At 65.4% G+C, this 14,999-nt stretch carries 12 protein-coding genes and 9 tRNA genes; 18 read left to right on the forward strand and 3 right to left on the reverse strand.

Going from position 1 to position 14,999, the window contains the following annotated elements; genetic code table 11:
* The first annotated feature begins 37 nt into the window (after positions 1-37).
* The 14 genes from ACVCMG_RS01165 (at position 38) to ACVCMG_RS01230 (ending at position 9,934) form a co-directional block, all read left to right on the forward strand.
* Positions 38-114: transfer RNA gene (locus ACVCMG_RS01165), tRNA-Arg, on the forward strand.
* Between the two features lie 177 nt (positions 115-291).
* A tRNA-Pro gene (locus tag ACVCMG_RS01170) sits at positions 292-368 on the forward strand.
* Positions 369-393: 25 nt separating this feature from the next.
* Positions 394-470 (forward strand) — tRNA-Arg (locus ACVCMG_RS01175).
* A 13-nt stretch (positions 471-483) separates the two neighbouring features.
* Positions 484-560 (forward strand) — tRNA-His (locus tag ACVCMG_RS01180).
* 35 nt (positions 561-595) lie between these two features.
* A tRNA-Lys gene (locus ACVCMG_RS01185) sits at positions 596-671 on the forward strand.
* 227 nt (positions 672-898) lie between these two features.
* Positions 899-984, forward strand: a tRNA-Leu gene (locus tag ACVCMG_RS01190).
* An 85-nt stretch (positions 985-1,069) separates the two neighbouring features.
* On the forward strand, positions 1,070-2,362 hold the full coding sequence (gene tig, locus ACVCMG_RS01195; RefSeq protein ID WP_447099450.1) for a trigger factor: 1,293 nt from the start codon (positions 1,070-1,072) through the stop codon (positions 2,360-2,362).
* A gap of 35 nt (positions 2,363-2,397) precedes the next feature.
* Positions 2,398-3,027, forward strand: a complete 630-nt coding sequence (clpP, locus tag ACVCMG_RS01200; RefSeq protein WP_395118867.1) for an ATP-dependent Clp endopeptidase proteolytic subunit ClpP — start codon at positions 2,398-2,400, stop codon at positions 3,025-3,027.
* 109 nt (positions 3,028-3,136) lie between these two features.
* Positions 3,137-4,432, forward strand: coding sequence for an ATP-dependent Clp protease ATP-binding subunit ClpX (gene clpX / locus ACVCMG_RS01205; protein ID WP_136258996.1), 1,296 nt, complete (start codon positions 3,137-3,139; stop codon positions 4,430-4,432).
* Between the two features lie 169 nt (positions 4,433-4,601).
* Positions 4,602-7,082, forward strand: a complete 2,481-nt coding sequence (lon, locus tag ACVCMG_RS01210; RefSeq protein WP_395118865.1) for an endopeptidase La — start codon at positions 4,602-4,604, stop codon at positions 7,080-7,082.
* Between the two features lie 333 nt (positions 7,083-7,415).
* Positions 7,416-7,688: an HU family DNA-binding protein gene (locus tag ACVCMG_RS01215; RefSeq protein WP_136258998.1), complete on the forward strand. Its 273-nt coding sequence runs from the start codon at positions 7,416-7,418 to the stop codon at positions 7,686-7,688.
* A gap of 20 nt (positions 7,689-7,708) precedes the next feature.
* Positions 7,709-7,783 (forward strand) — tRNA-Val (locus tag ACVCMG_RS01220).
* 8 nt (positions 7,784-7,791) lie between these two features.
* A tRNA-Asp gene (locus ACVCMG_RS01225) sits at positions 7,792-7,868 on the forward strand.
* A 155-nt stretch (positions 7,869-8,023) separates the two neighbouring features.
* The gene (locus ACVCMG_RS01230) at positions 8,024-9,934 is read left to right on the forward strand and encodes a SurA N-terminal domain-containing protein (RefSeq protein WP_447106209.1); all 1,911 of its coding nucleotides are present in this window, start codon (positions 8,024-8,026) and stop codon (positions 9,932-9,934) included.
* A gap of 117 nt (positions 9,935-10,051) precedes the next feature.
* Here ACVCMG_RS01230 and ACVCMG_RS01235 read toward each other — a convergent pair whose 3' ends face one another.
* Positions 10,052-11,221, reverse strand: coding sequence for a transglycosylase SLT domain-containing protein (locus tag ACVCMG_RS01235; RefSeq protein WP_447114697.1), 1,170 nt, complete (start codon positions 11,219-11,221; stop codon positions 10,052-10,054).
* Positions 11,218-11,982: a hydroxyacylglutathione hydrolase gene (gene gloB, locus ACVCMG_RS01240; RefSeq protein WP_447106207.1), complete on the reverse strand. Its 765-nt coding sequence runs from the start codon at positions 11,980-11,982 to the stop codon at positions 11,218-11,220. The genes ACVCMG_RS01235 and gloB overlap by 4 nt, the downstream gene beginning before the upstream one ends.
* A 238-nt stretch (positions 11,983-12,220) precedes the next feature.
* Between gloB and ACVCMG_RS01245 the strand changes: the two genes are divergently transcribed.
* Genes ACVCMG_RS01245 through dnaQ form a run of 3 tightly spaced genes read left to right on the forward strand, consistent with a single transcriptional unit; the run spans position 12,221 to position 14,073 of the window.
* Positions 12,221-12,922 carry a class I SAM-dependent methyltransferase gene (locus tag ACVCMG_RS01245; protein ID WP_395118859.1) on the forward strand — a complete coding sequence of 234 codons (702 nt, stop codon included), beginning with the start codon at positions 12,221-12,223 and terminating at the stop codon, positions 12,920-12,922.
* 6 nt (positions 12,923-12,928) lie between these two features.
* Positions 12,929-13,372 carry a ribonuclease HI gene (rnhA, locus tag ACVCMG_RS01250; RefSeq protein ID WP_395118857.1) on the forward strand — a complete coding sequence of 148 codons (444 nt, stop codon included), beginning with the start codon at positions 12,929-12,931 and terminating at the stop codon, positions 13,370-13,372.
* The gene (gene dnaQ / locus ACVCMG_RS01255) at positions 13,369-14,073 is read left to right on the forward strand and encodes a DNA polymerase III subunit epsilon (RefSeq protein ID WP_395118855.1); all 705 of its coding nucleotides are present in this window, start codon (positions 13,369-13,371) and stop codon (positions 14,071-14,073) included. Before rnhA ends, dnaQ begins: the two co-directional genes overlap by 4 nt.
* A gap of 18 nt (positions 14,074-14,091) precedes the next feature.
* On the opposite strand, the gene ACVCMG_RS01260 is transcribed toward dnaQ, so the two are convergent.
* Positions 14,092-14,793, reverse strand: coding sequence for a PP2C family protein-serine/threonine phosphatase (locus ACVCMG_RS01260; RefSeq protein WP_447106206.1), 702 nt, complete (start codon positions 14,791-14,793; stop codon positions 14,092-14,094).
* A 108-nt stretch (positions 14,794-14,901) separates the two neighbouring features.
* Here ACVCMG_RS01260 and ACVCMG_RS01265 point away from each other — a divergent pair.
* A tRNA-Ser gene (locus ACVCMG_RS01265) sits at positions 14,902-14,991 on the forward strand.
* Positions 14,992-14,999 lie beyond the last annotated feature (8 nt).

The following is a 14,999-nucleotide window of genomic DNA, read 5'->3' on the forward strand; positions in this document are numbered from 1 at the left end:
CACCGGCATCGAAGCACGGCATGACAAGTTTTTCAGTGCGCCCGTAGCTCAGTTGGATAGAGTACCTGGCTACGAACTAGGTGGTCGGGAGTTCGAATCTCTCCGGGCGCACCATTTTTATTCGGTGGAGCGGGGTGCTTGCACCCCGTTTCGTTTTCATCGCGACGAGAGCTTCGCGGCGACGGAAACGACAGTTTCATGTGGATGGTGCGGCTTGTACGGATTGACTGGGCCAAGCGTCACCCGTAACATTTCAAGGCTTCGATGGTGCTTGTGTCGAGGGCTCGAAACCGGGGTATAGCTCAGTCTGGTAGAGCGTTGCGTTTGGGACGCAAAAGTCGGGGGTTCGAATCCCTCTACCCCGACCAGCAACATGTTCTACTGGTGATGACTGCGCTTGTAGCTCAACCGGATAGAGCATCGGCCTTCTAAGCCGAGGGTTGCAGGTTCGAATCCTGTCGGGCGCACCAGTATCAAACGATGGTGGATGTAGCTCAGCTGGTTAGAGTCCCGGATTGTGATTCCGGTTGTCGTGGGTTCGAATCCCATCATCCACCCCAGTTCCACCCCGGTTTTCCGGGTTGACCCAGTCTCTGGGCCGTTAGCTCAGTTGGTAGAGCAGTTGACTCTTAATCAATTGGTCGAAGGTTCGAATCCTTCACGGCCCACCACTAACGACAGGCGCTCGGCAAAACCGGGCGCCTGTCTGCTTTTGGGCGGTTGCGGTCGTCAACGGGGCTGCTTGTGCTGCAAGGCCGCGCAACCGTAAAATGATCCGCTTTCGTACCAGGGAATCCGCGACTCGGGCAAGCCTGCCGCAGGGTTCCCGTGGCGGTGTTCGGCAACGACTGGTGGTCGTCCGGGCCGTCCGGCACGCACGGTCCATGGCGGCAGCATCGCGAAAGTGGCGGAATTGGTAGACGCACTGGATTTAGGTTCCAGCGGGTAACCCCCGTGGGGGTTCGAGTCCCCCCTTTCGCACCATGGTCGGTCGTTTTTGCAGGCGGGGAATCCCGCCATGGCGCCTGTGACAGGGTCACAACACTTAAGAGTAGTACCAGGAGACGTCATGCAGGTTTCGGTTGAGAATGTCGGTTCGCTGGAGCGCAAGCTCACGGTGAAGTTTCCCGCGGAGCGGTTCGAGACGCAGGTCAGCGCGCGGATCGCGGAGATGGGGCGCACCGTTCGCCTGAAGGGATTCCGGCCGGGCAAGGTACCGGTGACGGTGATCAAGCAGCGCTTCGGGGAGCAGGTGCGGGGCGAAGTGCTTTCCGACCTGATCGGCAGCACGCTGCGCGAGGCGGTGGAGCAGGAGAAGCTGCAGCCGATCGCGAATCCGGCGATCAACACCACCGGCCGTCCCGAGAACGGGGAGATCGCGTACACGGCGACCTTCGAGATCATGCCCGAGTTTCCCGAAGTCGACGTCTCCGCGCTGGAAGTGCATCGCGCCGCGGCCGAGGTCACCGACGCCGATATCGACCGCATGCTGGAAACCCTGCGCCTGCAGCGGCGCAGTTTCGAGGAGGTCGAGCGTGCCTCGGCCGCCGGCGATTTCATGATGTTCGAGTATGCCGCCACGGCCGACGACTACCGTTTCCCGGCCGAAGGCCAGGAGCGGGCCGGCAGCGTGCTGGGTTCGGGCACCCTGTTCGCGGCGCTGGACGAGGCCCTGACCGGGCACGTGGCCGGCGACCAGTTCGAGGCGGCGATCGAGTTCCCGGCGGATTTTCGCAACGAGCAACTGGCCGGCAAGAGCGCCAAGGTGAGTTTCCACGTCATCAAGGTGCAGGAGCCGAAGCTGCCGGAGGTCGACGGGGAGTTCGCCAAGCTGTTCGGCATCGAGGATGGCAGCCTGGAGACCTTCCGCAAGGAGGTTCGCGCCAACCTGGAACGCGAACTCAAGGCCGCGCTGATGGCGCGCCTGAAGTCGGAAGTGGCCAGCAAGCTGGCCGATGCGCACGGCGATCTGGACGTGCCCAAGATGATGGTGCAGACGGAGGCACGCACCCTGGCGGCGGGCAACATGCCCGAAGGCCAGCAGCCGCCGCAGCAGCTGATCGACGCCGCCTTGCCGATTGCCCGCAAGCGGGTGATCGCCGGCCTGCTGATGGGCGAGATCGCGCGCAAGCAGGCGCTCAAGATCGACCGCAAGCGGGTCGCCGAGCAGCTGGCCGCGATTGCCTCGACCTACGAAGAGCCTGAGAAGGTCATTGAACTCTACAACGGCGACCCCCAGTTGATGTCGGGGCTGCAGAATCGCGTGATGGAAGATCAGGTGGCAGAGTGGGTTGCCGAGCACGCCAGGACCACTGTGCAGGAAATGAGCTTCGATGACGTGATGCGCCCAGCCAACGCCTGACGACTGCCAGGCCCGTCCACTCCCAAGCCGCGAGCATGACCATGGATCCCATCAAGAATCTCAACCTGGTACCGATGGTCGTCGAGCAGACGGCTCGCGGCGAGCGCTCCTACGACATCTACTCGCGTCTGTTGAAGGAGCGGGTGATTTTCCTGGTGGGCGAGGTCAACGACCAGGTGGCCAACCTGATCGTGGCGCAGATGCTGTTCCTGGAGTCGGAGAACCCGGACAAGGACATCAACTTCTACATCAACAGCCCCGGCGGAGCGGTTACTGCCGGGCTGGCGATCTACGACACGATGCAGTTCATCAAGCCGGCGGTGAGCACCATGTGCATCGGCCAAGCCTGCAGCATGGGCTCGTTCCTGCTGATGGCGGGCGCCAAGGGCAAGCGTTTCGCCTTGCCGAACTCCCGCATCATGATCCACCAGCCATCCGGCGGCGCCCAGGGTCAGGCTACCGACATCGAGATCCAGGCGCGCGAGATCCTGTATATCCGCGAGCGGTTGAACAACCTCTACGTGGAGCATACCGGCCAGCCGCTGCAGAAGATCGAGGCGGACATGGAACGCGACCGCTTCATGAACGCGCAGGATGCCAAGACCTACGGCCTGATCGACGAAGTGCTCGACAAGCGCGCCGTGGATTCCGTGAAATCCGCCTGATTCGACGACTTTACCCGGTGTCCCGTCATGGGCTCTGCGTCTGCAGGCAGACGCGGAGGCCTGTGGTATTCTCGCGGCGCACACGGATTTACCAGCAGGATCGAGAGTTATGAGTGACGACCGGCAGGGGCGTTCCAGCGACAGCGGCAAGATTCTCTATTGCTCGTTCTGTGGCAAGAGCCAGCATGAAGTACGCAAGCTGATCGCGGGCCCGTCCGTGTTCATCTGCGACGAGTGCGTGGAGCTGTGCAACGACATCATCCGTGAGGAGCTGGAAGAGAAGGCCGCCGCCGGTCATACCCAGCTGCCCAAGCCGCGCGAGATCCGCGAATCGCTGGATCAGTACGTGGTGGGGCAGGCGCGCGCCAAGAAGGCGCTGGCGGTCGCCGTGTACAACCACTACAAGCGGATGGAGTCGCGCCAGAAGAGCGACGACATCGAGCTGGGCAAATCCAACATCCTGCTGATCGGCCCGACCGGCTCGGGCAAGACGCTGCTGGCCGAAACGCTGGCGCGCCTGCTCAACGTGCCGTTCACGATCGCCGACGCAACCACGCTGACCGAAGCGGGCTACGTGGGCGAGGATGTCGAGAACATCATCCAGAAGCTGCTGCAGAAGTGCGACTACGACGTCGAGAAGGCGCAGTCGGGCATCGTCTACATCGACGAGATCGACAAGATCTCGCGCAAGAGCGAGAACCCGTCGATCACCCGCGACGTCTCCGGCGAAGGCGTGCAGCAGGCGCTGCTGAAGCTGATCGAGGGCACCCTGGCCTCGGTGCCGCCGCAGGGCGGGCGCAAGCATCCGCAGCAGGAGTTCCTGCAGGTCGACACCAAGAACATCCTGTTCATCTGCGGCGGCGCGTTCGCCGGCCTGGAAAAGGTCATCCAGCAGCGCTCCGAGAGCACCGGTATCGGCTTCGGTGCCGAGGTGCGCAGCAAGGAGCGCACGCAGAACCTGGGCAAGGTGCTGGCCGACGTGGAGCCGGCCGACCTGGTGCGCTTCGGCCTGATCCCCGAGTTCGTCGGGCGCCTGCCGGTCGTCGCCACCCTGGACGAGCTGGACCAGGCCGCGCTGGTGAAGATCCTCACCGAACCGAAGAACGCCGTCACCAAGCAGTTCAAGAAGCTGTTCGAGATGGAGGACGTCGAGCTGGAGTTCCGTCCCGAGGCGCTGGAGGCGATCGCGCAGAAGGCGCTCAAGCGCAAGACCGGCGCCCGCGGCCTGCGCACGATCCTGGAGCAGGTGCTGCTGGACACGATGTACGAGTTGCCGTCGCTGGAGCACGTCAGCAAGGTCGTTGTCGACGATGCGGTGATCGAGGGGCAGGCCGAGCCCTATCTGATCTACCGCGGCAACCTGCAGCAACGCGTGGCGGGCGACGGCGGCGACGCCGCGGCCTGATCGACTCCGCTGTGCCCGTTGCGCGGCCCCGGTGGTTTCACCGGGGCCGCGTCGTTTTGCGGCCATCGCAAGCCTTGCGCTGGCACGGGATCGCCTCCACTTGACGTGCTGAAGGGCCCGGTGCAGTGTCGGGACGAAACCCCATTTGAATTCGAGGAATCGCTTTTCCATGGCCAAGCAAGCCCCCGCCCCCGTCGCGCTGGACACCCTGCCGGTACTGCCCCTGCGCGACGTGGTGGTCTATCCGCACATGGTGATCCCGCTGTTCGTCGGCCGCGACAAGTCGATGCGGGCGCTGGAGCGCGCGATGGAAGGCGAACGGCAGATCCTGCTGGTGGCGCAGACCAGCCCGGACATCGACGACCCCGAGGTGGCCGACCTGCATCAGGTCGGCACGCTGGCCGGCGTGCTGCAGCTGCTGAAACTTCCGGACGGCACGGTCAAGGTGCTGGTGGAAGGGCAGTCGCGCGTCGCGATCGAGGATTTCAAGGAAGTCGACGGCATGCTGACTGCGCGTTCGCGCGTCATCGAGCCGGCGTACAACGCGAAGGAACGCGAGCTCGACGTCGTTTCTCGCACGCTGATCTCGCTGTTCGAGCAACTGGTCAAGCAGAGCCGCAAGCTGCCGCCGGAAGTGCTGGCCAGCCTGTCCGGCATCGACGACCCCTCACGCGTGGCCGATTCCATCGCCGCGCATCTTTCCGTGCGCATGGCCGACAAGCAGAAGGTGCTGGAGACGGCCGACGTGGGCAAGCGGCTGGAACTGCTGATCGGGCTGGTCGATGGCGAGATGGACCTGCAGCAGGTCGAAAAGCGCATCCGCGGCCGGGTCAAGTCGCAGATGGAAAAGAGTCAGCGCGAGTACTACCTCAACGAACAGATGAAGGCGATCCAGAAGGAGCTGGGCGACGGCGAGGACGGTCCCAACGAGGTCGAGGAACTGCAGAAGAAGATCGAAGCTGCCGGCATGCCCAAGCCGGTGCTGGCCAAGGCACGGCAGGAATTCGGCAAGCTGCGCCAGATGTCGCCGATGTCGGCCGAGGCCACCGTCGTGCGCAACTACCTGGACTGGCTGGTCGGCGTGCCGTGGAAGAAGCGCAGCAAGGTGCGCAAGGACCTGCAGATGGCGCAGGAAGTGCTCGACGCGGATCATTTCGGCCTGGAGAAGGTGAAGGAGCGCATCCTCGAATATCTCGCCGTGCAGCAGCGCGTGTCGGTGATGAAGGGGCCGATCCTGTGCCTGGTCGGCCCGCCCGGCGTGGGCAAGACCTCGCTGGGCCAGTCGATTGCCAAGGCGACCAACCGCAAGTTCGTTCGCATGAGCCTGGGTGGCGTGCGCGACGAGGCCGAGATTCGCGGCCACCGACGCACCTATATCGGCTCCATGCCCGGGCGCATCGTGCAGAACATCAACAAGGCCGGCGCACGGAATCCGCTGTTCGTGCTGGACGAGATCGACAAGATGTCGATGGACTTCCGCGGCGATCCCTCGTCGGCGCTGCTGGAGGTGCTCGATCCGGAGCAGAACCACGCATTCAACGACCACTATCTGGAGGTCGACCTGGATCTGTCCGAGGTGATGTGGATTGCCACCGCCAATTCGCTGAACATCCCCGGCCCGCTGCTCGACCGCATGGAGGTCATCCGCATCCCGGGTTACACCGAAGACGAGAAGCTCGGCATTGCGCGCAAGTATCTGTTGCCGAAACAGCTCAAGGCGAACGGCCTCAAGCCGGAGGAACTCGACGTCGCCGAAGAGGCGTTGCGCGACATCGTGCGCTACTACACGCGCGAATCCGGGGTGCGCAATCTGGAGCGCGAGATTTCCAAGATCTGCCGCAAGGTGGTCAAGGAGTTGACTCTCGGCCAGGTGAAGAAGGCCAAGGCCAAGACCGGGACGCCGCGGGTGAAAGCGGCTGCAGGCAAGTCGAAGGTCGCGGCAGGCCGCGTCAAGGTGGACGCGGCGAACCTGGGCGACTACCTCGGCGTGCGTCGTTTCGACTTCGGCCGCAAGGAGCAGCAGAACGAAGTGGGCCTGGTCACTGGCTTGGCGTGGACCCAGGTCGGCGGCGAGTTGCTCAGCATCGAGGGCTCGGTGGTGCCGGGCAAGGGGCGTCTTGTGCACACCGGCCAGTTGGGCGACGTGATGAAGGAGTCGATCCAGGCTGCGCTTTCGGTGGTGCGCGCGCGCGCCGACCGGCTTGGCATCGATCCGGAGTTCCACCAGAAGCTCGATGTGCACATCCATGTTCCCGAGGGTGCCACCCCCAAGGACGGTCCCAGCGCCGGCATCGCCATGTGCACCGCGCTGGTGTCGGTGCTGACCAAGGTGCCGGTGCGTTCGGAAGTGGCCATGACCGGCGAGATCACCCTGCGTGGTCGCGTGCTGCCCATCGGCGGTCTCAAGGAAAAGCTGCTGGCGGCGCATCGCGGCGGCATCACCACGGTAATCATTCCCGAGGACAACAAGAAGGATCTGGTGGACATGCCGGCGAACATCACCGAATCGCTGGAGATCCACCCGGTGCGCTGGATCGATGAGGTGCTCGACATCGCACTGGAGCATCCGGTGCAGCCCAAGCCGGCGAGCGAGACGCCGCCGGCAGCCGTCGCCGGGGAGTCGGCGGAAGGACACTCGCTGACGCATTGATCGCGCGATGGCGGGCGCGCGGGCCGGAGGCGCCCGCGCGATAGGCTCGTGATGCAGCCGTGTCGACGTTGATCGGCGAAGTTCGGGGCTGTGTCGGGAGCCGGCTTGCGCATGCGCTTTTTGACCATGCCGAACCGGCGGAAACGTTGCTGTGCCTTGTGTTGCGGATAGCGGCGGGGCACTGGTATAAAGGCGATGCCGCAGCCCCCGCGCTTGCTGACGACGAGGCGATGCGGAGTTGCGCCACGGCTCTGGCACCAGCCAACCATCCATGCCCGCGTCATCCGTCCCGCGACGGATCGCGCGGGCGAAATCCGAACGAGGGAGTTTTCAATGAACAAAACCGATCTGATCAATGCCATTGCCGAGAAGGCCGAGCTGACCAAGGCAGACGCTGGTCGTGCGCTGGAGGCCTACCTGGAAGCCATCCAGAAGTCGTTGAAGAAGGGTGAGGATGTCTCGGTGGTGGGCTTTGGCACGTTCACCGTGCGCAAGCGTGCCGCGCGCACCGGGCGCAACCCGCGGACCAACGAAACGATCAAGATCAAGGCGTCGAAAGTGCCCGCGTTCAAGGCTGGCAAGACCCTGAAGGATGCCCTAAACTAAGCGGCTTGCGCTTGGTTTCGGGGTGCTTAGCTCAGCGGTAGAGCGTCGCCCTTACAAGGCGGTGGTCGTAGGTTCGATCCCTACAGCACCCACCAGATTGTGCGGAGTGGTAGTTCAGTTGGTTAGAATGCTGGCCTGTCACGCCGGAGGTCGCGGGTTCGAGTCCCGTCCACTCCGCCACGTTTAGCAAGGGCGCCCGTGGGGCGCCTTTGTCGTTTGAGACCTGCGTGTTCCGGCGATGCCATGGCGCCCCGGCATGCAGCGATGAGGCATCCGGTGCCTCGTGTGGATCATGCGCTTCGCGCGCTTCCAAATCACGTTGCGGGAAGATTTCTATGCTGCAGGCAATGCGTAACAAGATGCACGGATGGCCGTCCATCATCGTTCTCGGCCTCGCCGTGCTGGCGATGTCGCTGTTTGGCATGGAGAGCTATTTCACCTCGCAGAACGACACATTCGTGGCCAAGGTGGGCAAGCAGGAAATCAGCCAGAACGCATTCCAGAACCGCATGAACCAGTTGCGGCAGCAAGTCAGCGAGCAGCAGGGCGAGCAGTTCGACCCGACCGTGTTCGAGAAGACGGAAACCAAGCTGCGTGTGCTGGACGCGATGATAGACGAGCAGCTCTTGCTGCAGGCCAATGCCGACTGGGGCATGCGCGTCTCCGATCAGGCGCTGCGCGACGCCATCGCGGGTATCCCGGCGTTCCAGGTCAACGGCAAGTTCGACCCGACCAGCTACCGGGCTTACCTCACCAGCAGCGGCAAGACTTCGGCCATGTTCGAGGACGAGATCCGCTCCTCGCTGGCCACGCAACTGCTGCCGCAGGCAATCAGCGACAGCGCCATCATCAGCCACGAGCGCGTCGACAACTATCTCGGCCTGGCCACTCAGCGGCGCGACTTGCGTTACTTCGTGCTGCAGAAGCCGGAGCCCGCCGAGAAAGAGGTGACCGACGCGCAAATCGAATCCTGGTACAAGGCGCACCAGGCCGATTACATGAATCCCGAGCGGGTTTCGGTGAAGTACGTCGAGGTGGACAGCGCCAAGCTCAAGCCGAAAGCGGCCCCCAGCGACGAGGAACTCAAGGCGCGCTACGAAGAGGAAAAGCAGCGCTTCGTGCAGCCCGAGCAGCGGCTGGTTTCGCACATCCTCGTCAACGTGCCCCCCAACGCCACGCCCGAACAGCAGAAGGCTGCGCTGGCCACCGCGGACAAGATCGCGGCCGAAGCCACGCCGGCGAATTTTGCCCAGCTGGCCGAAAAGGATTCACAGGATCTGGGTTCGCGGCGCCAGGGCGGCGACCTCGGCTGGCTCGAGAAGGGCGTGACCAACGCCGCCTTCGATTCGGCGATGTTTGCGCTGCAGAAGGGGCAGATCTCCAAGCCGGTGCTGTCCTCCGACGGCTACCACATCATCTGGCTGCGCGACGTGCGCAGTGGCGAGTCCAAGCCGTTTGCCGAAGTGCGCGACCAGTTGCTGCAGGAGGCGACCACCGCCGAGCGCGATCGCGAGTACAACGAACTGGCCGGCAAGATGGCGGACCAGACCTACTCGAACCCGGGCTCGCTCGAGCCCGCGGCCGCCGCGCTTGATCTGCCGATCCAGACCCTGCCGCTGTTCTCGCGCACCGACGGCAAGGGCCTGGCGGCCAACCCAAAGGTGGTCGCCGCCGCATTCAGCGACGACGTGCTGGTCCAGGGCAACAATTCGAGTCTGATCGATCTGGGCAACAACCACTCCATCGTGATCCACGTCGACAAGCACGTGCCGGCTGCGGTCAAGCCGTTGGCCGAGGTTCGCGCCAAGGTGCAGCAGAGCATCCTGGAGGAGCGCATCACGGCGGCGGCCCGCAAGCAGGCCGATGACGTGCTGGCGCGCCTGCGCAAGGGCGAGGACATGGAAGCGGTGGCCAAGTCGCTCGGCGCCAAGATCGTCAGCGTGGCCGAAGCCGTGCGCGGCCAGTCGCTGCAGGTGCCGGCGCCGGTGCTGAAGGAGGCCTACCTGTTGCCACATCCGTCGGCGCCCGACAAGCCCAGCTTCGCCGAAGTGAACATGGGTGATGGTGGCTTCGCGCTGGTGGCGGTGGACAAGGTGCAGCCCGGCGATCTCTCCAGGATCACGCCGGAAGAGCGCGACATGCTGCATCGCCAGATGGCCCAGGCTTATGCCGGCGAGGCGACGCGCGAGCTGCTCCAGACGCTGCGCGCCAAGACCAAGATCAAGATCAACAAGAACCTGCTGTAGCCGGGTTCGCTCGGCTGGCGCCGGTGCGCATGGCTCGTGCCGTGCGCATCGGTAAAGGCGGATCTCGAGAGCACGATGTCGCCATGGATCAGGTCAGTGGCGTGGCGGCGCAAACCTTCAGTCGATGTCGCCCAGCTTCAGCACCTGGCCGGGCTGGATCGCCTGGCCTTGGGCCAGGTTGTTCAGTTGCTGCAGGTGCGCGACGCTGGTTGAATACTGGCGCGCAATCTGCCACAGGCTTTCACCGGGGCTGACCACGTGCGTGTCAGGACCGCGGGACGATTCGTCGTCTGCTGCGGTGGTGGTGGAGGCTGCGGCGGCATCGAGCATGGCGAGCTCGAACCGACCGGCGTGACCGGCCGGCAGCATGAGATGCGAAACCGTTCGCCCATCCAGCTTGTTGCCGCGGAATGCCGCATTGAGATGACGCAGGGCCGATTCCGGCATGCCGGCCATTTCGGCGGCGCGCGCCACCGTGACGGGATGCGTCACCGGTGCCTGCACCAGGTGCTCGGACTCCGGCAGGCTGGGCAGGCTGACCTGGAAGCGCGACGGCTCGCGTATCACGCATGCGATCGCCAGCAACTGGGTCAGGTGCTCGCGAGTGACGCGGCGTACCGGCAGGTCGGGGATCGCCGGCTTGTCCGCCGGCATGCCGTGGCGGCTGATCAACCCGCGTATCTTGAACTCGCCGGCGTTGTACGCATAGTCGGCCACGCGCCAATCGTGGAAGCGGTCGTGGTATTGCCGCAGCAACTTCATCACGGCGTGCGCTGCGGCCGGTATGTCCAGCCGGCCATCGTAATGGCGATCCACGCGCAGGCCCATCGAGCGGGCGGTCACCGGCATGATCTGCCACATGCCGGCAGCATGGTGCCTGCGTCCCTGCACCGGGCGGTAACGGCTCTCCACCCACGGCAGCAGTGCGAACTCGCCGGGCACGTCGTATTGCTGGGCGACCTGCTGGACATAGGCCAGGCGCGGCATCGCCTCGCGCAAGGTGTCCTCGAACCGCGCCGGGCTGCGCGTGTAGCGCCCGGCCCACGCCAGCACCGCGGGGTCGGCATTGCAATCCGGCATGACAAAACTGCTGCGCAGTCGATCCCACAGGTCGGCCGCCGGTACAGGTGCCGCAGTCGCGACACTGGCGGCAACCGCCGGTGGCGTGCTGGCGGGGGCGACGACGGCGACAGGTGCGCGTGCCGGTTGCGAAGGCATGTTGCTGCAGGCGGCCAGCGCTGTCGACAGCGCCAGCGGCAGCAGCAGGTGTCGGGGCGTCCGGTTCATGCGCGAAAGACGTCCTTGGCCGCCCTCAGTGCTGCGAAGCGGGACACGCGGTTGCCGTCGACGCCGCGTGCAGCGCACCAGTCGATCACGGCGTCGGCGTCGACCCGGAGGAATGGATTGGTTGCCAGCTCCGTGGCCAGCGTGACGGGCAGGCTGGCCTGGCCGTCGGCACGCAATTGCGCCACTTCGCGCCGCCGTTCCCGCAGCGCGGAGTTGCCCGGCTCAACCGTATCGGCGAAGAGGCCGTTGCCATGGGTGTACTCGTGCCCGGCGCAAACCTGGGTCGAACCGGGCAGCGCCGCCAGACGGTCCAGCGAGGCGAGCATCTGGGCCGGCGTGCCCTCGAACAGGCGCCCGCAGCCGAGACTGAACAAGGTGTCGCCACACAGCAGCAGGCCGGCGCCGACGTAGCCGACGTGGGTGAGGGTGTGTCCCGGAATCGACAGCACCTCGAAAACCAGGTCGGGCGCAGAGAACTCCACGGTGTCGCCATCGCCGACGGCGTGCGTCAGGCCTTCGATGCGCGAATCACGCGGTCCGTATACCGGCACGTCATGGCGTTGCCGCAGTGCAGCCGCCCCGCCGATGTGGTCGTTGTGATGATGCGTCAGCAACACGCCACGCAGGCGCCACCGGTGCTGCGCCAAGGCCTGCTCGACGACCGCCGCATCGCCCGGATCGACGACCACGGCCTGGCCTTCATCGTCATGAAGCAGCCAGATGTAGTTGTCGGTGAGGGCCGGTAGAGGGAGAAGGTGCAAGGCGGTTCCGGATGGTCGGGCGACACCGACGGCGCGTCGATGCCGATGCGTCACCGGCAGACGCGGCCGCCCGGCCGCATGGGAGCGCCCGACTATAAAGGGGCATCGGCAGCTTCTCGTTAGCATGGTGTTAAGAGGTGGGTCGGTCATTCAGATCCGTGCGCCAGGTCAGGCGACTGCGATCGGTTGCCGCTGCAGCTAAACTGGAGGTTCGCGCCAGCCCCTGGACCCCCGCTGCATGCACCCACAGGACGACATCTACGCCAGTGCACCGCTGCGCCGGTTGCGCGATGCCCAGGCGCGGGTGTTGGCGCCGGAGTTGCAGCGTTGTTTCGGCACGCACGCGTTGTTGCTCGGCGTCGCCGCGGACGAGGCGCCGCCGGCGCTGCCGATGCTGGGGAGTTGGGTTCGTCTTTATCTCGACGGCGGTCGCTATGGCGGCGATCTGCGTGCCGCCGTGGATCAGCCGCTGCCGTTCGTGGCCGACGCGTTCGATCTGGTCCTGCTGCGTCACGCCCTGGAGGTATCGCCGGTGTCATCGGCGCTGCTGGAAGACGTGCTGCGCGTGCTGGCGCCGGGCGGGGTGCTGGCGTTGACCGGTGTGCATCCGGTCAGCGGGTGGTCGCCGTGGTTGCGCTGGCATGCGCGGGGCCGGACGCTCAAGCTGCAGCTTCCGCTGCAGCTGGAACGCGTGCTGCGCCATGCAGGCATGGAGATCGAACTGGCCCGCCGCGTCGGACGCGGTTGGCCGGGGCTGCCGGCGACTTCGACGACAATGGACAGCGTGCTGGGTGGCGGCTATGTGTTGCTCGCGCGCAAGCAGCGGCGACTGGCCACACCGCTGCGCATCAAGCCCGTGAAACTGCCGGTGCCGGCAGCGGGCAGGCTGTCGCCGGGGACACGGCCCAACCCGGCCCTGCAGGCAACAAGGGATACCTGAACACCCATGAGTGAAGTGGAAGCATTTACCGACGGCGCCTGCCTCGGCAATCCCGGACCGGGCGGCTGGGCCGCCTTGCTGCGGGCCCCTGGCGGCGAGCGGATGCTGGCCGGCCGGGAGCCCGCCACCACCAACAACCGCATGGAGCTGATGGCGGCGATCGGCGCGCTGGAGGCGCTCAAGCGCCCCTGCGTGGTCACGCTCACTACCGATTCGCGCTACGTCATGCAGGGCATCGAGCAGTGGTTGCCGAAGTGGCGCGCCAACGGCTGGCGCACGGCCGACCGCAAGCCGGTCAAGAACCAGGATCTGTGGCAGCGCCTGTCCGATGCGGTGGGTACGCACCAGGTTCGCTGGCAGTGGGTGCGCGGCCACAACGGCCACGCGGAAAACGAGCGTGTCGACCGCGCCGCGCGCGAGCAGGCCGAGTCGATCAGGAGCGGGGCATGAGGCAGATCGTCCTGGATACCGAAACGACCGGCCTGGAAGTACGCCAGGGCCATCGCCTGGTGGAAATCGCCTGCGTCGAGATGGTCGAACGCAGGCTCACCGGTCGCTACTACCAGACGTATCTGAACCCCGATCGTGCGATCGACGAAGGCGCCCGCCAGGTCACCGGTATCGAGGACGAGTTCCTGCTCGACAAGCCGCGCTTTGCCGATGTCGCCGACGAGTTCCTCGCCTTCATCGCCGGCGCCGAACTGATCATCCACAACGCGGCGTTCGATGTGGGCTTTCTCGACGCCGAACTGGCGCGCCTCGGTGCCGCCAGCGGCTGCATCGCCGATCGGTGCAGCGTGCTGGACACGCTGGCGATGGCGCGCGAGCGCTATCCCGGCCAGCGCAACAGCCTGGATGCCTTGTGCAAGCGGCTGGGCGTGGACAACTCGCGTCGCGACCTGCACGGCGGCCTGATCGACGCGCAGCTGCTGGCCGACGTCTATCTGGCCATGACCTCGGGTCAGGTCGGGCTGGATCTGGAGTTCGATGCAGCGACCCCGCAACACGCGGTGGTACTGCCGCCGGCAACCCTGCAGGTGCGTCCACGTGTACTGTGCGCCTCGGCAAGCGAGTTGCTTGAGCATGAGCGACGGCTCGATGCGCTGGACAAGAGCGCGGGCGGACAGAGCGTGTGGCGCCGGTTGGGTTGAGCCGCGCGGCGCGATGTTTCAGCTGCAGCGCACGAGGACGACGGTGATGTTGTCGTCGCCACCGCCGTCGAGCGCGTCCAACAGCAATTGGTCGGCGCATTCCTGCGCGGCGAGGTCGTTGCGCGCGACAGTACGGGCGATCGCTGCATCGTCGACGCACTCGGTCAAGCCGTCGCTGCACAGCAGGAAGCTCATGCCGGGTTCCAGCGTGCCGCGGGCCATGCCGATGCGCAGTTGCTCGGTGGCGGTGACGCCGAGTGCCTGGGTGAGCAGGTTGCGCTGCGGGTGCTGCGCCGCCTGGGCCGGGTCGAGCTGGCCGGCTTCCACCAGTGCCTGGACCAGCGAATGGTCGTGGCTGACGCGGCGCAGGGTGTGTTGCCACAGGTAGATGCGGCTGTCTCCGACCCAGGCCACTTCATACGCGTCGCCGACGATCCGCAGTGCTGCGATCGTGGTGCCCATCGGCAACAGGTCGAAGCTGGGCCGGGCGTGCGCCAGCAATCGCTCGCCCGCACCATTGACGGCCTCGATCAGGCCCGACCCGGCGCTGACCAGCTCGACCATCGCATCGCGCACCAGTGCCGACGCCACCTCGCCATGCTGGTGGCCGCCCATGCCGTCGGCGACCAGGAACAGGCCGAGCGAGACATCGGCGTGGTAGGTGTCCTCGTTGCGCGTGCGGCGCAGGCCGACATGGGTTCCGTGTCCGAGCTCGATCATGGGGCTAGTGTCAGGGCAAGCTGTGCAGCATGCCGCAAGCCACGGTTGTTGTCACGGTTCCCTTGCTCGCGTATGATTCGCGGCTCGCATGCGCCCATGCACCCGACCGGAGAGGTGGCAGAGTGGTCGAATGTACCTGACTCGAAATCAGGCGTACGTGCAAGCGTACCGTGGGTTCGAATCCCACCCTCTCCGCCAGATACGCA

This window comes from Rhodanobacter sp. UC4451_H18, from assembly GCF_052978225.1.